Origin of the sequence: Streptomyces sp. KM273126 (assembly GCF_004337435.2) — a bacterium.
Lineage (GTDB): Bacteria > Actinomycetota > Actinomycetes > Streptomycetales > Streptomycetaceae > Streptomyces > Streptomyces acidicola.
The window spans coordinates 5,761,419-5,780,349 of record NZ_SJXB02000001.1 but is presented as its reverse complement, the minus strand read 5'-3'; the positions used below and the strand labels follow the sequence as shown (position 1 = coordinate 5,780,349).

The following is an 18,931-nucleotide window of genomic DNA, read 5'->3' as shown; positions in this document are numbered from 1 at the left end:
CCTGCGCGATTTACCTGGCCGGTAACGGTCCCCCCGGGGGACTCTCTCCCGGCACTCGGACCGATCGTCCTACCCAGCCATGACCGGAGGATTCCTGATGCAGCATCATGTCCCTTCCCGCCGCCGGGTCCTGGCCGTCGGCACGCTCGGCCTGGCTGCCACTGCGGCGGCCACGCCCGGGGCGGCAGCATCCGCGACAACTTCCGTGGCGGCTTCCGTGGCGGCAGCTCCGTCCGACGCGGGATCCGGACGGTTCGCCGGCAAGGTCGTGCTGATCACCGGCGCCACGTCGGGCATCGGCGAGGCGACCGCTCGCGCTATGGCGCGAGCGGGGGCCAGGGTGTTCTTCTGCGGCCGGCGGGAGCAGCTCGGCCGGCGGGTGGCCGCCGACATCCGGGCGGCGGGCGGTGACGCGACGTTCATACGCGCCGACGTGCGCAGTGAGAGCGAGGTGCGGGACTTCGTCCGCGTCTGCGTCAGCCGCCACGGGAGACTCGACATCGCGGTCAACAACGCCGGCATCGAAAGTCCCCGTGCGGCGCGGCTGCACGAACAGTCCCTCACGGACATGGAGAGCGTCTGGCGCACCAATGCCGGCGGTGTCTTCCTCGGCATGAAGTACGAGATCCCGCAGATGCTGGCCCAGGGCGGCGGGGTGATCGTCAACACCGCGTCGATCTCGGCCGAGGTCGGGTTCGGGACCATCGCGCCGTACAACGCGAGCAAGCACGCTGTCGCCTCGCTGACCAAGGTGGCGGCTCTTGAGTACGCCGCGGACAACATCCGCGTCAACGCGTTCGCGCCCGGCGCGGTGGACACCCCGATGCTGCGGCGGGCCGCCGAAGCGTTCGGGATGACCTACGAGGAGATCGCGCAGGACTACCCGATCAGACGTATCGTCCGCGCCGAGGAGATGGCCTCGGTGGTGATGTGGCTCAGCTCGGACGAAGCGACCGCCGTGGTCGGCACCGACATCGACGCGTCCGGCGGCTACCTCACCGGCTGACAGGACGCTTACCCCGTATCGGCGCTAATGGAGTGGGACAGCGGGCGAATCGTGCGTCACCCAGGCAGAGGGAGACCGTGTGAGTAACGGGCGTTGGACAAGGCGGCAGGCCATGCGGGCCGGGATGACGTCCGCGGCAGTCGCGGCGTTACCGGGGACTCAGGCCGCTGCCGCCGAGGGACACGGCGTGCCCGGGGGCGGGTACGCGTGGAACGTGGAGGCCGTCGGCTACTGCGACATGGACGACCGGCCGGCGTTCAAAATGGCGATCCGCGAGGTGGCGGGACGGTGGTATCTCCACACCGGCCACTTCTGGGACTCCGGCTGGAGCGTCGTCGATGTCACCGATCCGGCGCGGCCCGAGGTGGCGGCCTTCGTCCCGGGTCCCGCGGACACCTGGACCCTGCAGGTCGACCTGTCCGGGACGACCATGGTCACGGCGCTGGAGCAGATCTTTCCCAACTTCGGCGGGGACCCGGACGCCGAGTTCGAGGACGGCGTGCTGATCTGGGACATCGAGGAGCCGCTGAGACCGAAGCGCCTGGGCCGCTTCCGCACTGGCGGAACGGGCACCCACCGCAACCACTATCCCGGCGGACGGTATGTGCACCTGGCCGCCGGACTGCCCGGCCACACCGGCAACATCTACATGATTCTCGACATCACCGACCGGCGCCGCCCGCGTGAGGCGGGCCGCTGGTGGGTGCCCGGCCAGCGTGACGGCGAGGCGTCCGAGCAGAGCAGGGACTCCGAGCAGGGCGGGGGGTCCGAGCAGAGCAGGGCGTCCGAGCAGGGCGGGGCGACGACCACGGCACCACCCGGGCACGGCTTCTGCTGCCCCACCGGCGCGGACGTGTCGCTGCACGGGCCGGCCTATGTGGCGGGCCATCACGCGTACCTGCCCTACGGCGCCGCAGGCATGGTCGTCCTCGACATCTCCGAGGTGTCCCGACCGACGCTTGTGAGCACGCTCCGGTTCAGCCCGCCCTTCCACTCGCGCTTCGGCGTGCACAGCGTGCTGCCGCTGCCCGAGCGCGGCATCGCCTTCGCCAACTCCGAGAACGTCACGTACGCCGAGGGCGCCGCCCACCACAACTCGATCGTCGACATCACGAACCCGGCCGAGCCGTACCTGCTGTCCCTGTTCCCGGAGCCGATACCGCCGAAGAACGCCCCGTACGACGACTTCACGACCCGGGGTGGCTGGCGCGGCCCGCACAACATCAACCACCATCAGCACCACCCGGACGTCGAGCGCCAGGGCAACCTGTTCTATGTCGCGCACTTCAACGCCGGGCTGCCGATCTACGACGTCTCCAACGTGCGGCTGCCGCGCGAGGTCGGCTACTTCCTGCCGCCGGATCCCAGTCGCCGTTACGGCCCCATGCCCGAGGACCGCCTCGTCACCCAGACCGAGGACGTGGTGGTGGACCGCCGTGGCTACATCTACATATCGGACAAGAACCAAGGCGTGTGGATCCTCCGGTACACCGGCCCTCGCAGCGCGGAGCGTCAGACGACGGGTCACAGGCCCTCACGGACACCTTGAGCCGGGCCGACGGAGTCCCCGATGCGCGGCGGTTCCGCCAAGGCTCAACTCACGGATGATGCGGGTCAGGTCGGCCGGGGCGGCCGCGAGGCGGACCGGCTTGCCCGCGTCGTCGAGTTCGGCGATGTGCCAGCTTCTGGGGACGGTGTCGCCGTCGCTGCCCCGAACGCGCCGCACGCCGCCCACGGTGATCCGCTCCATCGGGATCGGCTTCGCCGCGAACCTGCCCGGGCCGGGGTGGGGTGTCACCGCGGGCGGGCCACCACCTCCGAGGACGATGTGCGTGCCGAAGCGGTACGGGTTGTAGTCGGTGTGCTCCAGGAAGCGGGCAGCCAGGAACACCTCCCCAATCTGCTCTTCCTGTCCTTCCGACCCGGCGGACTCGGCGACCGCAGTGTCCTCTCCGGGCGGACGAATGCGGGTGGCGCGCCAAGCCCAGGTGAGCAGGCCCAGCGTGGCCAGGGAACCCGCGGTCGCCCACGTGATCGCCACGGGAGAGGCGAGCAGGGTCGTTGGGTTGAGGTAACTGAGCGGCAGCAGCCACAGGGCCGTGCCGACGAGCGCCGCCGTGAACGGAAGCACCGAGGGGAGGACCTCGTCGTCGGGCAGCCGCCGCCCGCGCAGACGCAGCAGCACGCGGGCGCCGGGGTGCCCCGCGGCGAGAGCGAGGGCGGCCGCGAGGGCGGCCGCGTCCCCGGCGACAGGGATGTGCTGACGCCACACATGGCGTTCCCCGGCGACCTCCATCACCTCGCGGCGCCAGATGGTCAGTTCGACCCTGTCACCGGGCCGGAACTCCTCGGCGTCCTCGCGCGGGACCGCGAGTCGTTCCAGTGGCCGACGGTCGGCGAAGTACAGCCAACTGGGCTTCTTCGCGGGCCAGTTGGCGTCGGTCCGTGTGATCACGGCTGGCAGGGTGGTCAGGCACTCTCCCGCCTCACGTTCCGCGACGGGTGTCCCGGATGTGCATGGGGTGGCCGACCTCCACGCCCGCTCATCCGACCCGATGCTCGGCACCCACCACGCGGCCAGGCCCGCGCACGCGAGCAGCAGCGCGCACAGTGCCAGCGAACCGGCCCAGCCACTCCCGGAGGTGCGGTACGAGACGATGGGGAGGTAGCTCGACTCCGGGTCCCCGTAACGACGGTGCAGCGCACGGAGCGCGCCCACCTTGGCGTCGAAGTCCGGGTCGTCCGGGGACCAGCTGTGCGGCAGGGGCAGGAGCCGCTTGCGTCCGTCGCGCAGCACCAGGATGACGCGACGGGTCTCCTGGACCCGGGGGGTGTTCGCGTACTTCAGGCGTACGCGCAGGTCGGCGACGTCGCGCCACGGCACGCTCCGGCGGCGCAGCAGTGTCCGGGAGTGCAGGCCGTACGCGTCGGCGCTCACCCGGACGGTGACCGCGCGGAGCGACGCGATGCCCACCAGCGACAGCAGCAGCCCGAGACCCAGCCAGGCGTCCGGGCCCTCGTACGCCATGCGCACCACGACCAGGCTCACCCCGGCTGCCGCCAGCCCGACGAAGAACCACAGGGCCCGCGTCTGGAGGGGACGACAGGTCACTTCCCGGACATCGGTCATACGCGGAAGCATCCCACCGTGCGCGCTGCCCCCACCTGTGCATGATGCGGCAGTGTTCCGGCCGACCACGCTGCCGACCGGATGCAACGCGGCAGTGACGCGGGGGCGGAAGCGAGCCATCAATTCCATTGTGTAAATGGAAGTTTGCAGGTCGAGGACAGAGCGGAACGGGCTGTTCCAGTGGCTGCCGTCATGTGTAGGGTGCACTCAAATCTGCGGAGAGGTGGGATGGGATCAGTGGGACTGACACGTCGTGCGCTCATCAAGCGTGGAGCCGGAATCGCTGCGGGCGCAGGGGTATTGAGCGGTCAGGGGACTTCGGCATGGGCCTCCCCGGCCGTGGACGGCCGGACGGGCGCACGTGCCGTCGAAGTGACCGTCACGGAGGCGACCAACGCCTCCGCCGCACTCGCCCCGGACGGCCGGACCGTCGTCCTGGACCTGATGAACCTGCTGTGGACGCTGCCCGCCAAGGGCGGCGACGCCGTGCAGCTCACCGGTGTCGAAGAGGAGGCGAGCGAGCCGGACTTCTCGCCGGACGGCCGCCGGATCGTCTACCAGGCCTACACCGACGGCACCTTCCACCTCTGGCTGATGAACGCCGACGGCACCGGACGGAAGCAGCTCACCTCCGGTGACGCCGACCACCGCGAGCCGCGCTTCTCACCCGACGGCACCCGGATCGCCTGCACCGCCGAGAGCGACGGCCGGTACGCGATCCACGTCATCGAGGTCGACAGTGGCGATGCCACCGTCTGGACCACCGGCACCGGCCAGGAGGCCCAGCCCTACTGGACGCCGGACGGCACGGCGATCGCGTTCACCACCGGGACCGGCGACGCCCCACGGGCCATCGACAAGGTCACCGCCGACGGCACGCGCACCACCCTCGCCAAGGTCACCGAGGGCCGCCTCGCCGGGCCTTCCTTCTCACCCGACGGCAGCCGCCTCGCCTACGTCCACCTCACCACCGCCGGCACCGCGCTCGTCGTCGACGGCGAGACCGTGTCCGACGACGGCGAGGACGTGTTCCCCTTCGCCGCCCGCTGGGCCGGTCCGGACGAGCTCTTCTACACCGCCGACGGAGGCCTTCGCCGCCGTACGCTCCAGGGCACGGTCAAGGACATCCCGTTCAGCGCCCGCGTCACCGTGCCCAAGGTCGCCGAACGGCCCGCCGCCGCCCGGGACTTCGACGGCGCCGGTGACCGCCAGGTCAAGGGCATCGTCGGTCCCGCGCTCTCCCCGGACGGCCGGAGCGTTGCCTTCGGCGCCCTCGGGGACCTGTGGATCATGCGCCGCGGCGGGGCACCCGAGGCGGTCGTCGCCGACGGTCACCGCAACACCGACCCGGCCTGGTCCCCGGACGGCCGTAGCCTCGTGTACGCCAGCGACCGCGACGGCGGCATCGCCCTATGGCGGTACGAGCTCGCCACCCGCGCCAGACGCCGCCTCACCGACACCGGCATCTCCGCCTCCGCGCCCACCGTCAGCCCGGACGGCACCAGCGTCGCCTTCGTCTCCGAGGGCGCCACCCTCTGCCTCCTGGAGTTCGACACCGGAGCCGTCCGCAAGGTCGCCGGCCCGCTCAACGCCCCCGGCCGCCCCACCTTCACCGCCGACGGCAAACGCCTGGCCGCCGCCGTCCTGGTCCCCGTCACTCCCCGCTACCGCGAGGGCCACAACCAGATCCTCACCGTCGAGCTCGCAACCGGCGAGGCCCACTACAGCGAGCCCCTTCCCGGCGGCTCCCTCGCCAACCGCATCGACGCGGGGCCCGTGCACTCGCCCGACGGCACCAGAACGGCATACATCGCGAACGGCACCCTGCACATCAGCGACCTCGACTCCGCCGGCCGCACCACCGGCACCGCCCGCCGGGTGGGCGACGAGACCGCCGACGCGCCCAGTTGGAGCGGCGACTCCGCCACCCTGCTCTACCTCTCCGACGGCCGCCTGCGCCTGACCACCCCCACCGGAAGGACCTCAGCGGTCCCGCTCCGGCTCTCCTGGCGCCCGGCGCGGCCCACCGGCCGTACGGTCGTCCGGGCCGGAGCCCTCTGGGACGGCACCGGCCCTGCCCTGCGGCGCGACGTCGACATCCACCTCGACGGGCACCGGATCGCCGCTGTCACCCCGCGCGGAGAGCGTCCCGTCCGGCCCGGGGACAAGGTGGTCGACGCCCGCGGCCTGACGGTGCTGCCCGGCTTCGTCGCCGTCCACGAGCACGGCCCCTGGGAGCGCAACGAACTCATGCGCCTGTGGCTCTCCTTCGGTGTCACCGCCCTGCGCTCACCCGGCACCTCCCACTACGCGGCAGTCGAGGCCAAGGAGGCCCTCACCTCCGGCCGCCGCACCGGCCCGCGCGTCTTCACCGCCGGCGACCTCGTCGACGGCTCCCGCATCTACTACTCCTCGGGCCGCCCGGTCACGGACGAGGAGCAGCTGGGCCGCGAGATCAACAAGGCCCGCGCCCTCGGCCACGACATGGTCAAGACGTACGTCCGGCTGCCCTACGCACTCCAGCGCTCGGCCGTCCGGGAGGCCCACCGGATCGGCCTGCGGAGCACATCCCACTACCTGTACGGGCCGCTCTGTCTGGGCGCCGACGGCGTCGAGCACGTCGGCGGCACCAGCCGCTACGGCCGACGCCAGAAGGAGACCCACCTCGGCCACAGCTACCAGGACGTCACCGGCCCGCTGGCCGCGAGCGGCATGGCGTTCACGCCCACCTTCGGACTGTCCGGTCTCGGCCTGTCCGCCGTCCGGGCCGCCCTCTACAGGCACGCGGACTGGGCCCTGGACGACCCCCGGCTGACCTCCCTGCTCACCGCCGCCGAGTACGCGGAACTGCGCGAGGGCATCACGGCGGCCCTGGCAAAGGAACCGACCGCCGAACTCGCCTTCGTCGCCCGGCACGGCAAGACCGTCCGCCGCCTGGTCGAAGAGGGCGCCCATGTCGCCGTCGGCACCGACAGCCCGCTCGTCCCGCCCGGCGTCTACTACCACCTCAACCTGCAGACCATGGTCCGTCACGGTGTCAGCCCGTACGAGGCGCTGCGATCCGCCACCGTTCAGGGAGCCCGCACGCTGGGTCTGTCCGACCAGCTCGGCACCGTCGAGCCGGGCAAGCTCGCCGACCTCGTGCTGGTCGAGGGCGACCCGATGACGGACATCGCGGCCGCGGCTGCCGTGCGCCAAGTCGTCCTCGGCGGCGTCCCGCACACGGTCGCGGACCTCACGGCGACGGCGACGCCGACGGCGTCGAAGCAGAGTGGAACGGTCGTCCGCAACGCCACCCTGCCCGACGTCCCCCAGCAACCGGCCCGCGACCACTTCTGGTGGCACCGGGAGGAGCACATTCCCCACTCCTGCTGCTGATCGCGCGACAACTTGTGCGGGTCGAGGGGGACCTCGACCCGCACTTCGGCGATCCCGCAACCTGCACCGGCGGCTCGCGTGAAAGTGGGCGCAGTCGGTGCAGACATCGGTTGGCTCTCAACCTTCCGCCGGTCAGACACTTCCGGGCAAGTCAGTTGACCTGCGAATACGTTCAAGCCACCCACAGATGAGCCGACACCTCGATTTCCGATACGTCGGAGGTCTTCCCCTTTCACTCAAGGCGCCTGCACCATGCCAGGAGGTTCACAACCAGGATTGGGAGGCACCTACGTGACCGTGACGCCTGGGAACGGGATCTCTCGAAGAGGTGTGATCGGTACGGCGGCCGCGGTCGCCGCGGTCGGCTGGTCGGCAGGGTCCGGCACCGGCTGGGCGGCGCCCCGCGCGGCCGGCGGGGCGGAGGGACTGCACGAACGGATGGTCAGGGCCGCCGCTCCGCGTTGGCGGCGGATGCCCGGCGACTGGAAGGACGGCCCCTTCCTGGGCAACGGCCTGCTCGGGGTGCAGGTCTACCGAGGTGCGACGGCCAACTCCGTGAAAGTCATGGTCAGCCACAGCCAGGTGCAGGACCAGCGCCCACAGTGGCGCGCTCCGTACGGATTCTCCCGGTTGCCCATAGGGCACTTCGACCTCACGCTCGCCGGTGAGGTGACCGGCGTCGACTGGACCTTGGACCTCTGGGACGCCGAGCTGCGCGGTACCGTCACCACCACACGGGGCAGCGTCCGCTTCTCGATGCTGGTGCACAACACCCGTGCCGCGCTGCTGATCTCCACCCGGCCCAGTGCCGGCGAGGAGGATGCGGCCTGGTCGTTCACATGGATGTCCGCGACCTCTCCGCGGACAAAGGACAAGCCCGCCGACTACACCGGCAACCCCGACCCCAGCGTCGGCTCCGCCGGAGACACCGGGGCCACCAGGTATGTCGAGCAGCCGCTGATCGCGGGCGGAGGGTGGACCACCGCCTGGCGCGAACGGCGCGTCGGCAGCGGCAGGCTGCTGGCCGCGCACATCGTCTACCGCTTCCCCGAGGACCTGTCGCGCACGACGGAGCTGGCCGTCGCCGAAGTGGCCCGCACACTGTCCTTCGACCCCGACGACCTGGTGCGCGAGCACCGCGACTGGTGGCACCGCTTCTACCGGCGCAGCCTGTTGTCGGTACCCGACAAGCGCATTCAGGACTTCTACTGGATCCAGCTCTACAAGGCAGCCTGCGCCACCCGGGCCGGCGGGCCCTCGATGTCCGAGTGGGGGCCGTGGTACCCGGAGACGGGCGGCAGTTGGACCGCCGTGTGGTGGAACCTCAATGTCCAGATCGCCACTTGGCTGATCCAGGGATCCAACCACCTCGAACTCGACTCCGTCACCTCCACCTTCAAGGACTTCGAGGAGTTCCTGCCGCTGTCCGTCCCGCCGGAGTACCAGGACGGGCAGACCTACGCCCTGGCCCACCCCTCCGACTGGAAGCTCCGCCCCGGCGCCAAGACCGTCGGCATCCCCGGCACGTCCACCAAGACCGACAACAACGGCAATCTCATCTGGGCCATGCACAACGTCTGGCTCAGCTACCGCCACACCATGGACGTGTCGATCGTCCGCGACGTCCTCTTCCCGATCCTCGTCAAGGCGGCGAACTTCTACGACCACTTCCTGTACGAGGGCAGCGACGGAAGGCTTCATCTGCCGCTCACCCGGTCGCCCGAGTGGGCCGACGCCGAGGACTGCACCTACGACCTCTCCCTGCTCCGCTGGGGCTGCGCCACCCTCCTCGACTGCCTGCGCATTCTCCGTACGGACCATCCGCGCGCCGCACGCTGGCGTGAGATCCTCCGGCGCATGGTGGACTACCCGCGGGACCCGACCGGGATCATGATCGGCGCGGGGAAGCCGCTCACCGAGTCCCACCGGCACTTCTCACACATGCTGTGGCTGTATCCGCTGCACGAGCTGAACTGGGACCGGCCGGCCGACCGGGAGATCATGCGGACCACCTTCGACCACTGGATCAAGGACCGCGGTCTGTGGGCGGGTTACAGCTACGCCGTCGCCTCCTCGATGGCATCCGTGATCGAACGGCCCGAAGAGGCCCTGGACTTCTTGACCTTCTTCACCGACGGCAATGTCGTCCACCAGACCTGGGGCGCGAGGATGACGCCGAACACCATGTACGTCGAGGACACGAACCTCGGCATCGAGAGCCCCTTGACGGCGGCCCAGTCGGTCCTCGACACGGCCGTGCAGAGCCATGGCGGCATCGTGCGGGTCTTCCCCTCCGTGTCACGGCGCTGGCCCGACTTCTCGGTCCAAGCCCTGCGTACCCAGGGCGCGTTCCTCATCGACGCGGACCGGTCAGGCGGCCGAACCCGCTGGGTACGCGTCCACAGCGAGGCCGGCGCACCACTGGTGCTGCAGCACGGCATCGACGGCGCCATCGACGTACGGGACGAGCACGGGCGGCGCCTGCGCTACCGGGAGACGGGGGCCGGCCGTATCGAGGTTCCCCTCGGCAGGGGAGAAACGGCCGTCGTTCTCCGCCGTGGCACGGACGCGGACCTCGGCCCGCGTGACGTACCGGCCGTCGGAGACTCGAAGCCGTGGGGGCTGCCGGACTGAACCGGCACCTCACCGATCGATAGCGTTGATCGCGCCCAGCAGACGCGGGCTCGGGGGCGAGCCCGCGTCGGGCGCTCCCGGCCCGCGGTCTGCGCGGTGGCTGCAGGCCGCCGCGCTGCCTGTGTTCCGCAGCCCGTGTTCCGCAGCCTGGTCAGCATCAGCAGGTGGCTCAGAGGGCGGCGCAGGTGTCGCCGATCGCCTCGTCCAGAATCGCCAGGCCGAGCGAAAGCTCGTCCTCGGTGGCGGTCAGCGGCGGCGCCATCCGCAGGACTCCGCCCATGCCGGGGAGCTGGACGATGTTGGTGTGCAGGCCGAGTTCGAGGCAGCGCCGGGTGACCCGAGCGCCCAGCTCGTTCGAGCTCCGCTTGGTCTCGCGGTCAACGACGAGTTCGAGCCCGGCCAGCAGGCCCCGGCCGCGGATGTCGCCGACGATCGCGTGACGCTTGGCGATGTCCGCCAGGCCGTGGCGGAGGAACGCGCCGAGCGACCGCGCGCGCTCGTCGAGCCTGTCGCCGATCAGGACGTCGAGGACGGTGTTGCCGACCGCGGCCACGAGCGGATCGGCGACGTGCGTGGTGAAGAAGAGGAACCCGCGCTCGTGCGCCTCCTGCTCGATCTCGGCGCTGGTGACCACGGCCGCGAGAGGGAGCCCGGCACCGAGCGTCTTGGACAACGTGAGGATGTCGGGAACGACGCCGTCGCGCTCGAACGCGTACCAGGTCCCCGTACGGCAGAGGCCGGTCTGGGCCTCGTCGAGGATCAACAGCATGCCGCGTTCCCTGCATTTTTCTTGCAGGGCCGCGAAATACCCGACTGGCGGCTCGATGATTCCGCCTGAACTGAGAATCGGTTCGACGAGGCACGCGGCCAGGCTGCCGGTCGACTGGGCGTCGATCAGGTCGAAGGCGAAGTCCAGCTGGCGGCGCCAGTCCAGCGAGCCGTCGGCCGCGGTGAAGTCGGGCCGGTACGCGTTCGGCACGGGGATGGCGAAGTTGCCGGGCGCGGCCGGGCCGTAGCCCTTGCGACCCGCGCTGTAGGTGGCGGACGCGGCGGCCTGCGTCATGCCGTGCCAGGACCGCGCGAACGAGACGATCTCGTGCCTGCCGGTGACGAGCTTGGCCATCCGGATCGCGGCTTCGTTCGACTCGGCGCCGGTCGTCAGCAGCAGCGCCTTCTCCAGCGGCGCGGGCAACGTGTCGGCCAGCCGCCGGGCGAGGTCGACCACTGGGCGGCTGAGCATGCCGCTGAAGAGGTGGTCGAGGGTCGCGACCTGCCGCTGGACGGTCGCGACGATCTCCGGGTGCGAGTGGCCGAGGATCGCGCTCATCTGGCCGGATGTGAAGTCAAGGATCTTCCGGCCGCTCTCGGTGAACAGGAAACTCCCGGCGGCACGGTCGATGATCTCGGGGGTGAACTCGCCGCCGTAGCGTACGAGATGCCTCTCGGCATCGGTCCAGAAGGTTTCGGTGGACGACGTGGAGGTGGTCACAGCAGCCATGTCGCCGACGGTAGGTCGCGCTCGAGTGACACGTCCATCTCACAATTCCGGCTCCCCTGTTCGGCAGAACCGCACAACAATGAGGGCGTGATGAACCCCTGGAGGCTCCGGCTGCTGAGCCTGCTGGACACGCTGGGCACCGTCCGTGCGGTCGCCCAGGCCGCCAACCTGAGCCCGTCAAGCGTGTCTCAGCAGCTCGCCGTGCTGGAGACCGAGACGCGCACACAACTGCTGGAACGAACGGGACGCCGGGTGCGGCTGACCCCGGCCGGGCTGATCCTCGCCCGGCGGGCGCGGGCGATCCTCGATCACATGGACAGCGTCGAGGCGGAGCTGCGCGGGTTCGGCGAGGAGCCGTCCGGCCTGGTGCGGCTGGGGGCGTTCCAGAGCGCGATCCACACCATGGCCGTCCCGGCGGTAACACGTCTGGCGCGCGAGTATCCGCACCTGGACGTCGAGTTGCTGGAACTGGAGCCGCACGACAGCATGCCCGCGCTGCGAGGTGGCGACGCGGACGTCATCATCACGACCACGGACTTCGTCGAGCCGCCGTTGGGACCGGATCTCGACCTCGTGCCACTGGCCACGGACGAGATCCTGCTGGTGGTCCCGCCCGGGCATCCCGCGGCCGGGCGAGGCGCCGTGGACCTCGCGGCCTACGCGGACGAGCCGTGGGCGTTCGACACGCCACAGTCGTACATGGCGAGTCTCGCGCTACGCCTGTGCCGTCAATCGAGGTTCGAGCCGCGGGTGGTGTGCCGGTTCAGCAACTACATGATGACCCTCCAGCACGTCGAGGCCGGGCTGTCGATCGCGCTGCTGCCCGGCTTGGCGGTCGATCGCCGTTATCGCGTCGCCACCGGGCATCTCGCGACTCCCGTGACGCGCACGATCACGGCGGCGATCCGTCGTGGCTCACCACCTCGCGCGGCGGTGAGCGTCGTGTTGGACGCGCTGCGTCACCAGCCGGATCTTCCGCTGCCGGGTCGTGAGTGAGGTTCATTCTCAGGGCAGGAATTCGTAGAACGGGCGGTCAGGCGCGAAGTTGCGAGAACACAACGTCACGTCTCTCCCTCTGAGATAGTCCAGCAACCATTCACTGAACGTCATCTCGTAGAGAGTCCACGCCGGACTGTCGAACTCCTGGACCACGACACGCCAGGGCGACGAGGGGGCGTCGGGAACGCGAAGGAAAACCGCCTCGCCCGTCATGGCCGTCGCCACCGGCATCAATTCGCCGGGGTTCGCCCCCACCGGACTGGGCAGGTACTCCGCCATGTCCTCCTCGCGCCAGAGCTCGAGATCCAGCCTGATGTCCTTTCCCAGGCTGTGCAGAAGATGGCCGGCAGGGTGCTTCAGGTACAACTGCCCGTTGATCGAGATCGAACCGTAGGCGTCCACGATCTCACGGAAGTCCGCAGGGAATTCGATGCCGAGTTCCTGCTCCAGTTCGATCCATGGTGCCGGATCCGACCAGTTGAACCGGGGTTCACCCAACAGGGCTTGTATCTCTGAAAGCGTTGCCACCAGTAGTGTCCTGAATCGTTGATTCGTTGGCAGTAGATAGTGAGGGTCTCTCACGCGAGCGTTGTCTGGTTCGGTCGTGCCGCATTCGGCGTTACTTCCTGCGCAGTCTGCGTCATTCTGTCGTTCCGAGGAAACTTCAGCGTGCGTCTCCGACTGTCACACGTGGCTGCGACACTCTCTGCCCATGACGCCACAACCACGCTGGACCGACGACCTCTTCCCGTTCCCCACCCCACCCGCACTCGCCAAAATGGTCGACATCGCCTGGGAGGAGGGGTTCCTCACGACGGACCTGTACGAGGAGGGCCTGTACGACGGCCCCCGCGTGCAGACCAGCTTTGCCTTGCCCTTCGAGCTGTGCGAGGTACCCCTCGCGCCTCAGGGGTGGGAGTACTGCTACGCGGGAGAAGTGTCCCGCCGACACCACGTACCGTTCATGTCCGTACCGGAGCTCCTGCCCTTCGCGGACCTTGGTACCGGCACCTGCGTCGGCTGGGTGGTCCCCGCGCCGGAACTCGGGCGCACCGACCATCCCGTTGCTTCCTTCGGTCACAAGGAGCCGGGCATCATTGGCCGGAACACCCTGGATGGCCTCACGTTTGTGCTCTCCCTCGCCCTGCGCAGCGGAGGAGAGCACCGCCGCACCCAGGTGGCACGACTGTCGGCCGAACTCGGTATCCGGCCCGCCCCGGAGTCCGTGGTGAACCCCGCCGGCGGCGACGTGGAGATCCCCCTCGATCTCGCGCCACCGGCCGGCTGGCGCCACGAACCCGACCCGTCCGGCATCGGGATCGGCGTTCTCGCACCGAACGACGCTTTTGGTGACGAGTACCCCTCCTTCATCGGGGAGACGGACACCATCCTGGCCGACGCCTCCCGGATGCTCGACGCGGGCCACCCGGCGAGCGCCCTTCTGGGACTCACCGCCGCCTACCACGAGGACGCACAGCGCCTCCCGGACCTCCACCCCTTGTGGGCCCGCGCTTACGACGATCTCGACCGCCCTCTGTTCCGTGAACGTCTCGACGTCATGCTGGAGGACCACCGGCAGGCATTCTGAGTAAAGGTGCGGATGAACGGCATGCTCAACCTCGAAGATCGGAAACGACCCATGCGAAAAGGGCCCTCACAGGCTCTCGCCTGCGAAGACCCTTCGCACTGTCGGGACGACAGGATTTGAACCTGCGACCCCTTGACCCCCAGTCAAGTGCGCTACCAAGCTGCGCCACGTCCCGTTGCCCGTCTGACCTGGGGTTTCCCCTGGCTCAACGTGCACAGAAACAATACCGCACTCGGACCGGTGGTCGCGCACTCGTTTCTGCGCGGTACGGACAGGCGCGGCGACGCTTGACCTGAAGTTTGGTTGAGGTTGCACGATCGTCGTATGTCGATCGGAACTGAGCGCGCAGACCGTCATGAGTACGGAAACACACACGACAGCTACACGTACACGGACCTGCCCCACCTGATGGGGATGATGACGGGGGACGAGAAGCACGGCCCCGCGGCCACATCCACACTGGACGTGCTGTGGGTGCTCTACGACCGGGTACTGCGGGTCGAGCCGAAGCGGACGGGGGATCCGGAACGGGACCGGTTCCTGTTGTCCAAGGGGCACGGGCCCATGGCGTACTACGCGGTGCTCGCCGCCAAGGGGTTCCTGCCCGTCGAGTGGCTGCCGGAGTTCGGTTCGTACGACTCGCCACTGGGTCACCACCCGGACCGGGTCCTGGTACCGGGCGCCGAGATCGGCAGCGGGTCGCTCGGGCACGGGCTGCCCCTCGCGGTCGGTACGGCGCTGGGGCTGCGGGCCCAGGGGCTCGACAGGCCCAGCGTCTGGGTGCTGATCGGGGACGCCGAGCTGGACGAGGGCAGCAACCACGAGGCGATCGCGTACGCCGGGCCTGCCGGCCTCGACCGACTGCACACCGTCGTGGTCGACAACGCCTCCGCCAGCCACGCGCTGCCTGGCGGCATCGCCGCGCGGTTCGAGGCGGCCGGCTGGTCCGCCGAGACCGTCGACGGACGTGATCACGAGGCGTTGTACGCCGCCTTCACGGCACCGCATCCGGGCCGCCCCCGCGTGGTCGTCGCCCGCGTCGAGCCCAAGGACGCCTGACTGACGACGCTCCGCAACCCGCCCTCTCGACCGCCGTCGAGTTCTCGACCAGTCCGCCCCCAGTCCCAGTCCACCTCCAGTCCGTCTTCAGACACTGAAAGGACCCCACCCATGGACACCATGCGTGACCGCTTCGCCCCCGTCGCCTCCCGGCTGCTCGACGAGGACCCGCGGGTCGCGGTCGTCCTCGCCGAGATCGGCAAGGACGGGTTCGAGGAGGCGCAACACCGGCATCCGGATCGAGTGATCAATGTGGGTATTCGCGAGCAGCTGCTGGTCGGGGCCGGTGCGGGACTGGCGCTGACCGGGATGCGGCCCGTGGTGCACACCTTCGCCAGCTTCCTGGTGGAGCGACCCTTCGAGCAGGTCAAACTCGATCTCGGGCACCAGGACGTGGGCGCGGTGCTGGTCAGTGCCGCCGCGTCGTTCGACTGGCCCGCCGGGGGCTTCACCCACATGGCGCCCGGCGACGTGGCCCTGCTGGACACGCTGGACGGCTGGACCGTGCACGTCCCGGGACACCCCGACGAGGCGGAGACCCTGCTACGGCATGCGGTGGGCCCGGGCGGCAACAAGGCGGACAAGGTGTACGTGCGGCTGTCCGTGCAGGCGAACGAGCGGAGCCTCGCGGTCGACGGGGCCCGGTTCCTCACCGTTCGCGAAGGGCGCGACGGCGTGGTCGTCGCCGTCGGGCCGCTGCTCGACGCCGTACTCGCCGCCACGGAAGGGCTCGACGTCACCGTCCTGTACGCCACCACCGTGCGCCCCTTCGACGCCGCGGCGCTGCGCCGTGCCACGGAGACGGCCGGAGCGGACGTGGTCCTCGTCGAGCCGTACCTGGCCGGTACCTCCACGGCCGCCGCGAACGACGCCCTCGCCGACATCCCGCACCGGGTGCTGGGGCTCGGGGTCGGGCGCCGGGAACTGCGGCGGTACGGGACGGTCGAGGAGCACGTGTCCGCGCACGGTCTCGACGCCGGGTCGCTGCGGGAGCGGATCACGGGGTTCCTGGGAGCGACTCCGGCCCACGTCTGACATCCGAGATCTGGCATGTGGCGTCTGGCGTCTGGCGTCTGGCATGTGGCTTCTGGCGTCTGGCGTCTGGCTTCTGGCTTCTGGCATCCGACGTCTTCCGCCCTCGATCACTGCCGGACCGTCGGCTGGCTCAGTCCGCCACCGGCAGTCCCAGTCCCGGATGTGCCTCCAGCAGCCGTGGCGGTGCGGCCTGCCGCCAGGAGTCGGCGAGGATGTCGCGCAGCTCGTTCTCGTCCTCCAGGACGGCCAGCCGGACCCGTACCCAGGCGAAGCTCGCCTCGTGGTCGGCGATCCAGAACTTGTCCGGTTCGGCCAGGACCAGTTCGTCCCGCTCCACCTTGGGGCAGCGCACGGCGATGGAGGTCTCGTCCTCGGGCAGCGTGGCGAACATCTTCCCCGCCACCCGGAACGTGGGCATGCTCCAGGCGATCTTCTCCGTCGTGTCCGGCAGGGAGAGGGCGATACGTCGTACGTCTTCGGCGTCGAGCATGAGACGCACCGTAGCGGGCGCCACTGACAATCACCCGGAGAGCGTCACCTGGTGTGAGGGGGTGCCCCGATGCGCTTGTAGTAGATCGTCGTCGGCCGCAGCTCGCCGGCCGGGCTCGCCGCGTAGTCGGGGATCGCCCCGAGCCGGGTCCAGCCGGCCGCGAGGTACAGGTGCTCGGCCGGGCTGTCGGTCTCGGTGTCCAGGTGCAGCAGCGTGACACCGGAGTCCTCGGCCGCACGTTCGGCGGTGGCCAGCAGCGTACGGCCGAGCCCGCGCCCCCGAGCACTCCGGTGCACCATCAGTTTGACCAGTTCGGCCCGGTGGCGGCTGTTGGGCTTGTCCGGGAAGGCGAGGCTGACGGTCCCGACCACCCGGCCTCCGTCCCGCGCGGCCCACACGGCGAGTTCACCGGCGGTCACCGCCGTCGCGCGCCCCTTCCACCAGGCGAGGGCCGCCGCCCGGTCGAGCGGTGCGAGGAAGCCCACCGAGGCTCCGCCGTGCACGGTGTCGGTCAGCAGGTCGGCCAGCTCTTCGGCGCAGGCCGCCACTGCGGCTGCGTCCAGCTGGGAGACCGCCGTCATGGCAGCACCACCGCCAGCGCGTACCGCACGTCGTCCGGCCCGGGGCACCGGAACCGCGTCGGCCCCCACACGCGCAGCCGCAGGCAGTCCCCGGCCGTCAAGTGGTGCTCCACGTCCCGGGCCGTGAAGTGGAGCGCCCCGTCCAGGACCCAGATGTGCTGTTCGAGGCCGGGCACCGGAGGCCGGTCGTACGCGATGTCGGCGCCCGCCACGAGCCGCCCCTCGACCAGTTCACCGCGCAGCCCCGGGTACGGCGGCGACACGGACCGCCGTACGAACCCGGAGGCCGGGTCCTCCCAGACGGACTGCTCGGCCGCCCGTACGACCATGACGGGCTCCGACTCGACCTCGCTCAGGAGCTGGGACATGGTCCGCCCGTAGACGTTGCAGAGGCGGTTCAGCTGCGCGGCAGTGGGGCTGGTCTCGCCGCGCTCGGCCCGGGACAGGGCCGAGCGGCTCACCCCGGTGCGCTCGGCCAGCTCCTCCAGGGACCAGCCGCGCTCGGCCCTCAGCTCGCCGAGCCGCCGGGCGAGCCGGGCGTCGGCAGCCTGCAGCCCATCACCATCACTTCTCACATTCGGGATGCTATCCCGAAATCGGGAACCAGCTTTCCGTGGACTCACCCCATGGCTGCCGCCTCACCCAGCGCATCCAGCACGGGGCGGATCAGCGGATGCTCCTCCGCGCCCCGGCGCACGGCGGCGAAGACCCGGCGTGTGGGCGCTGTGCCGTCGACGGGGCGTACGACGACTCCGGTGAGGTCCATGCCGTGCAGGGCCGAGCGCGGCACGAGGGCGACGCCCGCGTCGGCGCAGGCCAGGGCGACGACCGCCCGGAAGTCGTCCGAGGAGTGCTGGAGGCGGGGCTGGAACCCGGCGTTCTCGCAGGCCAGGACCACGACGTCGTGGCAGGGGTTGCCCGGGTAGGGGCCGATCCACGGGTCCTTGGCCAGCTCCGCGAGCGGGACCTCGGCGGTGTCCGCCAGGCGATGGGTGACCGGGACGACGGCGTCGAAGGGCTCGGCGTACAGCGGAACGTGGGTGAGGCGCGGGTCGTCCGCGTCCGGGGCGCCCCGGTACTCGACGGCGACCGCTATGTCGACCTGCCGGTCCAGCACCATCGGCAGGCTGGCGTCGCCCTCCGCGTCCTGGACGCGGACGCGGATCCCCGGGGCCGTGGCGGCCAGGCGCGTCAGCGCCGGGGCGACGACGAGGACGATGCCGGTCGCGAAGGAGGCGACGGTGACCGTGCCGGCCGCGCCGGAGCGGTACGCCGCCAACTCCGCCTCGGCTCGCTCCAGTTGGGCGAGGACCGCGTTGGTGTGGGCGAGCAGGATCTCACCGGCGGGCGTCAGCCGTACCCCCTTCGCACCGCGCTCGACCAGCCGGTGGCCGGTCTCCTGTTCCAGGGCGGTGAGCTGCTGGGAGACGGCCGACGGGGTGAGGTACAGCGCCGCGGCGGCCGCGGTCACCGTCCGGTGGTCGGCCACCGCGCGGAGAATGTGCAGCCGCCGTGCTTCGATCATGCGACCGA

Annotated in this window: 15 protein-coding genes and 1 tRNA gene; 8 read left to right on the top strand and 8 right to left on the bottom strand. The window is 70.3% G+C overall.

Annotated elements, in window-relative coordinates; translation table 11 throughout:
• Positions 1–97 precede the first annotated feature (97 nt).
• The gene (locus E0500_RS24645) at positions 98–1,006 is read left to right on the top strand and encodes an SDR family NAD(P)-dependent oxidoreductase (protein ID WP_131558748.1); all 909 of its coding nucleotides are present in this window, start codon (positions 98–100) and stop codon (positions 1,004–1,006) included.
• 79 nt (positions 1,007–1,085) lie between these two features.
• Complete coding sequence (locus tag E0500_RS24640) at positions 1,086–2,555, top strand: hypothetical protein (protein ID WP_309505132.1); 1,470 nt, start codon at positions 1,086–1,088, stop codon at positions 2,553–2,555.
• Here E0500_RS24640 and E0500_RS24635 read toward each other — a convergent pair.
• A complete protein-coding gene (locus E0500_RS24635) occupies positions 2,541–4,136 on the bottom strand; it encodes a PH domain-containing protein (protein ID WP_131558746.1) in 1,596 nt (531 codons plus the stop codon). The genes E0500_RS24640 and E0500_RS24635 overlap by 15 nt on opposite strands.
• 339 nt (positions 4,137–4,475) lie before the next feature.
• Here E0500_RS24635 and E0500_RS24630 point away from each other — a divergent pair, with 339 nt between their 5' ends.
• Both E0500_RS24630 and E0500_RS24625 read left to right on the top strand, forming a co-directional pair.
• Positions 4,476–7,514, top strand: a complete 3,039-nt coding sequence (locus tag E0500_RS24630; protein ID WP_309505131.1) for an amidohydrolase family protein — start codon at positions 4,476–4,478, stop codon at positions 7,512–7,514.
• Positions 7,515–7,805: 291 nt separating this feature from the next.
• On the top strand, positions 7,806–10,148 hold the full coding sequence (locus E0500_RS24625; RefSeq protein WP_399119799.1) for a glycosyl hydrolase family 95 catalytic domain-containing protein: 2,343 nt from the start codon (positions 7,806–7,808) through the stop codon (positions 10,146–10,148).
• 169 nt (positions 10,149–10,317) lie between these two features.
• On the opposite strand, the gene E0500_RS24620 is transcribed toward E0500_RS24625, so the two are convergent.
• On the bottom strand, positions 10,318–11,646 hold the full coding sequence (locus tag E0500_RS24620) for an aspartate aminotransferase family protein (protein WP_131558742.1): 1,329 nt from the start codon (positions 11,644–11,646) through the stop codon (positions 10,318–10,320).
• Positions 11,647–11,736: 90 nt separating this feature from the next.
• Between E0500_RS24620 and E0500_RS24615 the strand changes: the two genes are divergently transcribed.
• Positions 11,737–12,642, top strand: coding sequence for a LysR substrate-binding domain-containing protein (locus E0500_RS24615; RefSeq protein ID WP_220140597.1), 906 nt, complete (start codon positions 11,737–11,739; stop codon positions 12,640–12,642).
• Between the two features lie 9 nt (positions 12,643–12,651).
• Here E0500_RS24615 and E0500_RS24610 read toward each other — a convergent pair whose 3' ends face one another.
• Positions 12,652–13,173 (bottom strand): SMI1/KNR4 family protein, encoded by a 522-nt coding sequence (locus tag E0500_RS24610; protein ID WP_309505130.1) that lies wholly within the window; start codon positions 13,171–13,173, stop codon positions 12,652–12,654.
• A gap of 184 nt (positions 13,174–13,357) precedes the next feature.
• On the opposite strand from E0500_RS24610, the gene E0500_RS24605 reads away from it, so the two are divergent.
• Entirely contained in the window at positions 13,358–14,233 is an 876-nt protein-coding gene (locus tag E0500_RS24605) for a hypothetical protein (RefSeq protein WP_131558738.1), read from the top strand.
• Positions 14,234–14,334: 101 nt separating this feature from the next.
• Here E0500_RS24605 and E0500_RS24600 read toward each other — a convergent pair.
• Positions 14,335–14,408: transfer RNA gene (locus tag E0500_RS24600), tRNA-Pro, on the bottom strand.
• 149 nt (positions 14,409–14,557) lie between these two features.
• On the opposite strand from E0500_RS24600, the gene E0500_RS24595 reads away from it, so the two are divergent.
• Positions 14,558–15,292: a transketolase gene (locus E0500_RS24595; RefSeq protein ID WP_258572922.1), complete on the top strand. Its 735-nt coding sequence runs from the start codon at positions 14,558–14,560 to the stop codon at positions 15,290–15,292.
• Between the two features lie 111 nt (positions 15,293–15,403).
• Entirely contained in the window at positions 15,404–16,327 is a 924-nt protein-coding gene (locus E0500_RS24590) for a transketolase family protein (RefSeq protein ID WP_131558736.1), read from the top strand.
• Positions 16,328–16,457: 130 nt separating this feature from the next.
• Here E0500_RS24590 and E0500_RS24585 read toward each other — a convergent pair whose 3' ends face one another.
• Genes E0500_RS24585 through E0500_RS24570 form a run of 4 tightly spaced genes read right to left on the bottom strand, consistent with a single transcriptional unit; the run spans position 16,458 to position 18,923 of the window.
• The gene (locus E0500_RS24585; protein WP_131558734.1) at positions 16,458–16,817 is read right to left on the bottom strand and encodes an MmcQ/YjbR family DNA-binding protein; all 360 of its coding nucleotides are present in this window, start codon (positions 16,815–16,817) and stop codon (positions 16,458–16,460) included.
• A 44-nt stretch (positions 16,818–16,861) separates the two neighbouring features.
• A complete protein-coding gene (locus E0500_RS24580; protein WP_131558732.1) occupies positions 16,862–17,398 on the bottom strand; it encodes a GNAT family N-acetyltransferase in 537 nt (178 codons plus the stop codon).
• A complete protein-coding gene (locus tag E0500_RS24575) occupies positions 17,395–17,973 on the bottom strand; it encodes a helix-turn-helix domain-containing protein (RefSeq protein WP_131558730.1) in 579 nt (192 codons plus the stop codon). The genes E0500_RS24580 and E0500_RS24575 overlap by 4 nt, the downstream gene beginning before the upstream one ends.
• A gap of 44 nt (positions 17,974–18,017) precedes the next feature.
• Positions 18,018–18,923 (bottom strand): LysR family transcriptional regulator, encoded by a 906-nt coding sequence (locus tag E0500_RS24570; RefSeq protein ID WP_131558728.1) that lies wholly within the window; start codon positions 18,921–18,923, stop codon positions 18,018–18,020.
• Positions 18,924–18,931 lie beyond the last annotated feature (8 nt).

Excerpts from the sequence above, each read along its gene's own strand:
- E0500_RS24645 (WP_131558748.1), top strand. The coding sequence starts at position 98 with ATGCAGCATCATGTCCCTTCCCGCCGCCGGGTCCTGGCCGTCGGCACG.
- E0500_RS24635 (WP_131558746.1), bottom strand. The coding sequence starts at position 4,136 with ATGACCGATGTCCGGGAAGTGACCTGTCGTCCCCTCCAGACGCGGGCC.
- E0500_RS24620 (WP_131558742.1), bottom strand. The coding sequence starts at position 11,646 with ATGGCTGCTGTGACCACCTCCACGTCGTCCACCGAAACCTTCTGGACC.
- E0500_RS24615 (WP_220140597.1), top strand. The coding sequence starts at position 11,737 with ATGAACCCCTGGAGGCTCCGGCTGCTGAGCCTGCTGGACACGCTGGGC.
- E0500_RS24605 (WP_131558738.1), top strand. The coding sequence starts at position 13,358 with ATGACGCCACAACCACGCTGGACCGACGACCTCTTCCCGTTCCCCACC.
- E0500_RS24595 (WP_258572922.1), top strand. The coding sequence starts at position 14,558 with ATGTCGATCGGAACTGAGCGCGCAGACCGTCATGAGTACGGAAACACA.
- E0500_RS24590 (WP_131558736.1), top strand. The coding sequence starts at position 15,404 with ATGGACACCATGCGTGACCGCTTCGCCCCCGTCGCCTCCCGGCTGCTC.
- E0500_RS24585 (WP_131558734.1), bottom strand. The coding sequence starts at position 16,817 with ATGCTCGACGCCGAAGACGTACGACGTATCGCCCTCTCCCTGCCGGAC.
- E0500_RS24580 (WP_131558732.1), bottom strand. The coding sequence starts at position 17,398 with ATGACGGCGGTCTCCCAGCTGGACGCAGCCGCAGTGGCGGCCTGCGCC.
- E0500_RS24570 (WP_131558728.1), bottom strand. The coding sequence starts at position 18,923 with ATGATCGAAGCACGGCGGCTGCACATTCTCCGCGCGGTGGCCGACCAC.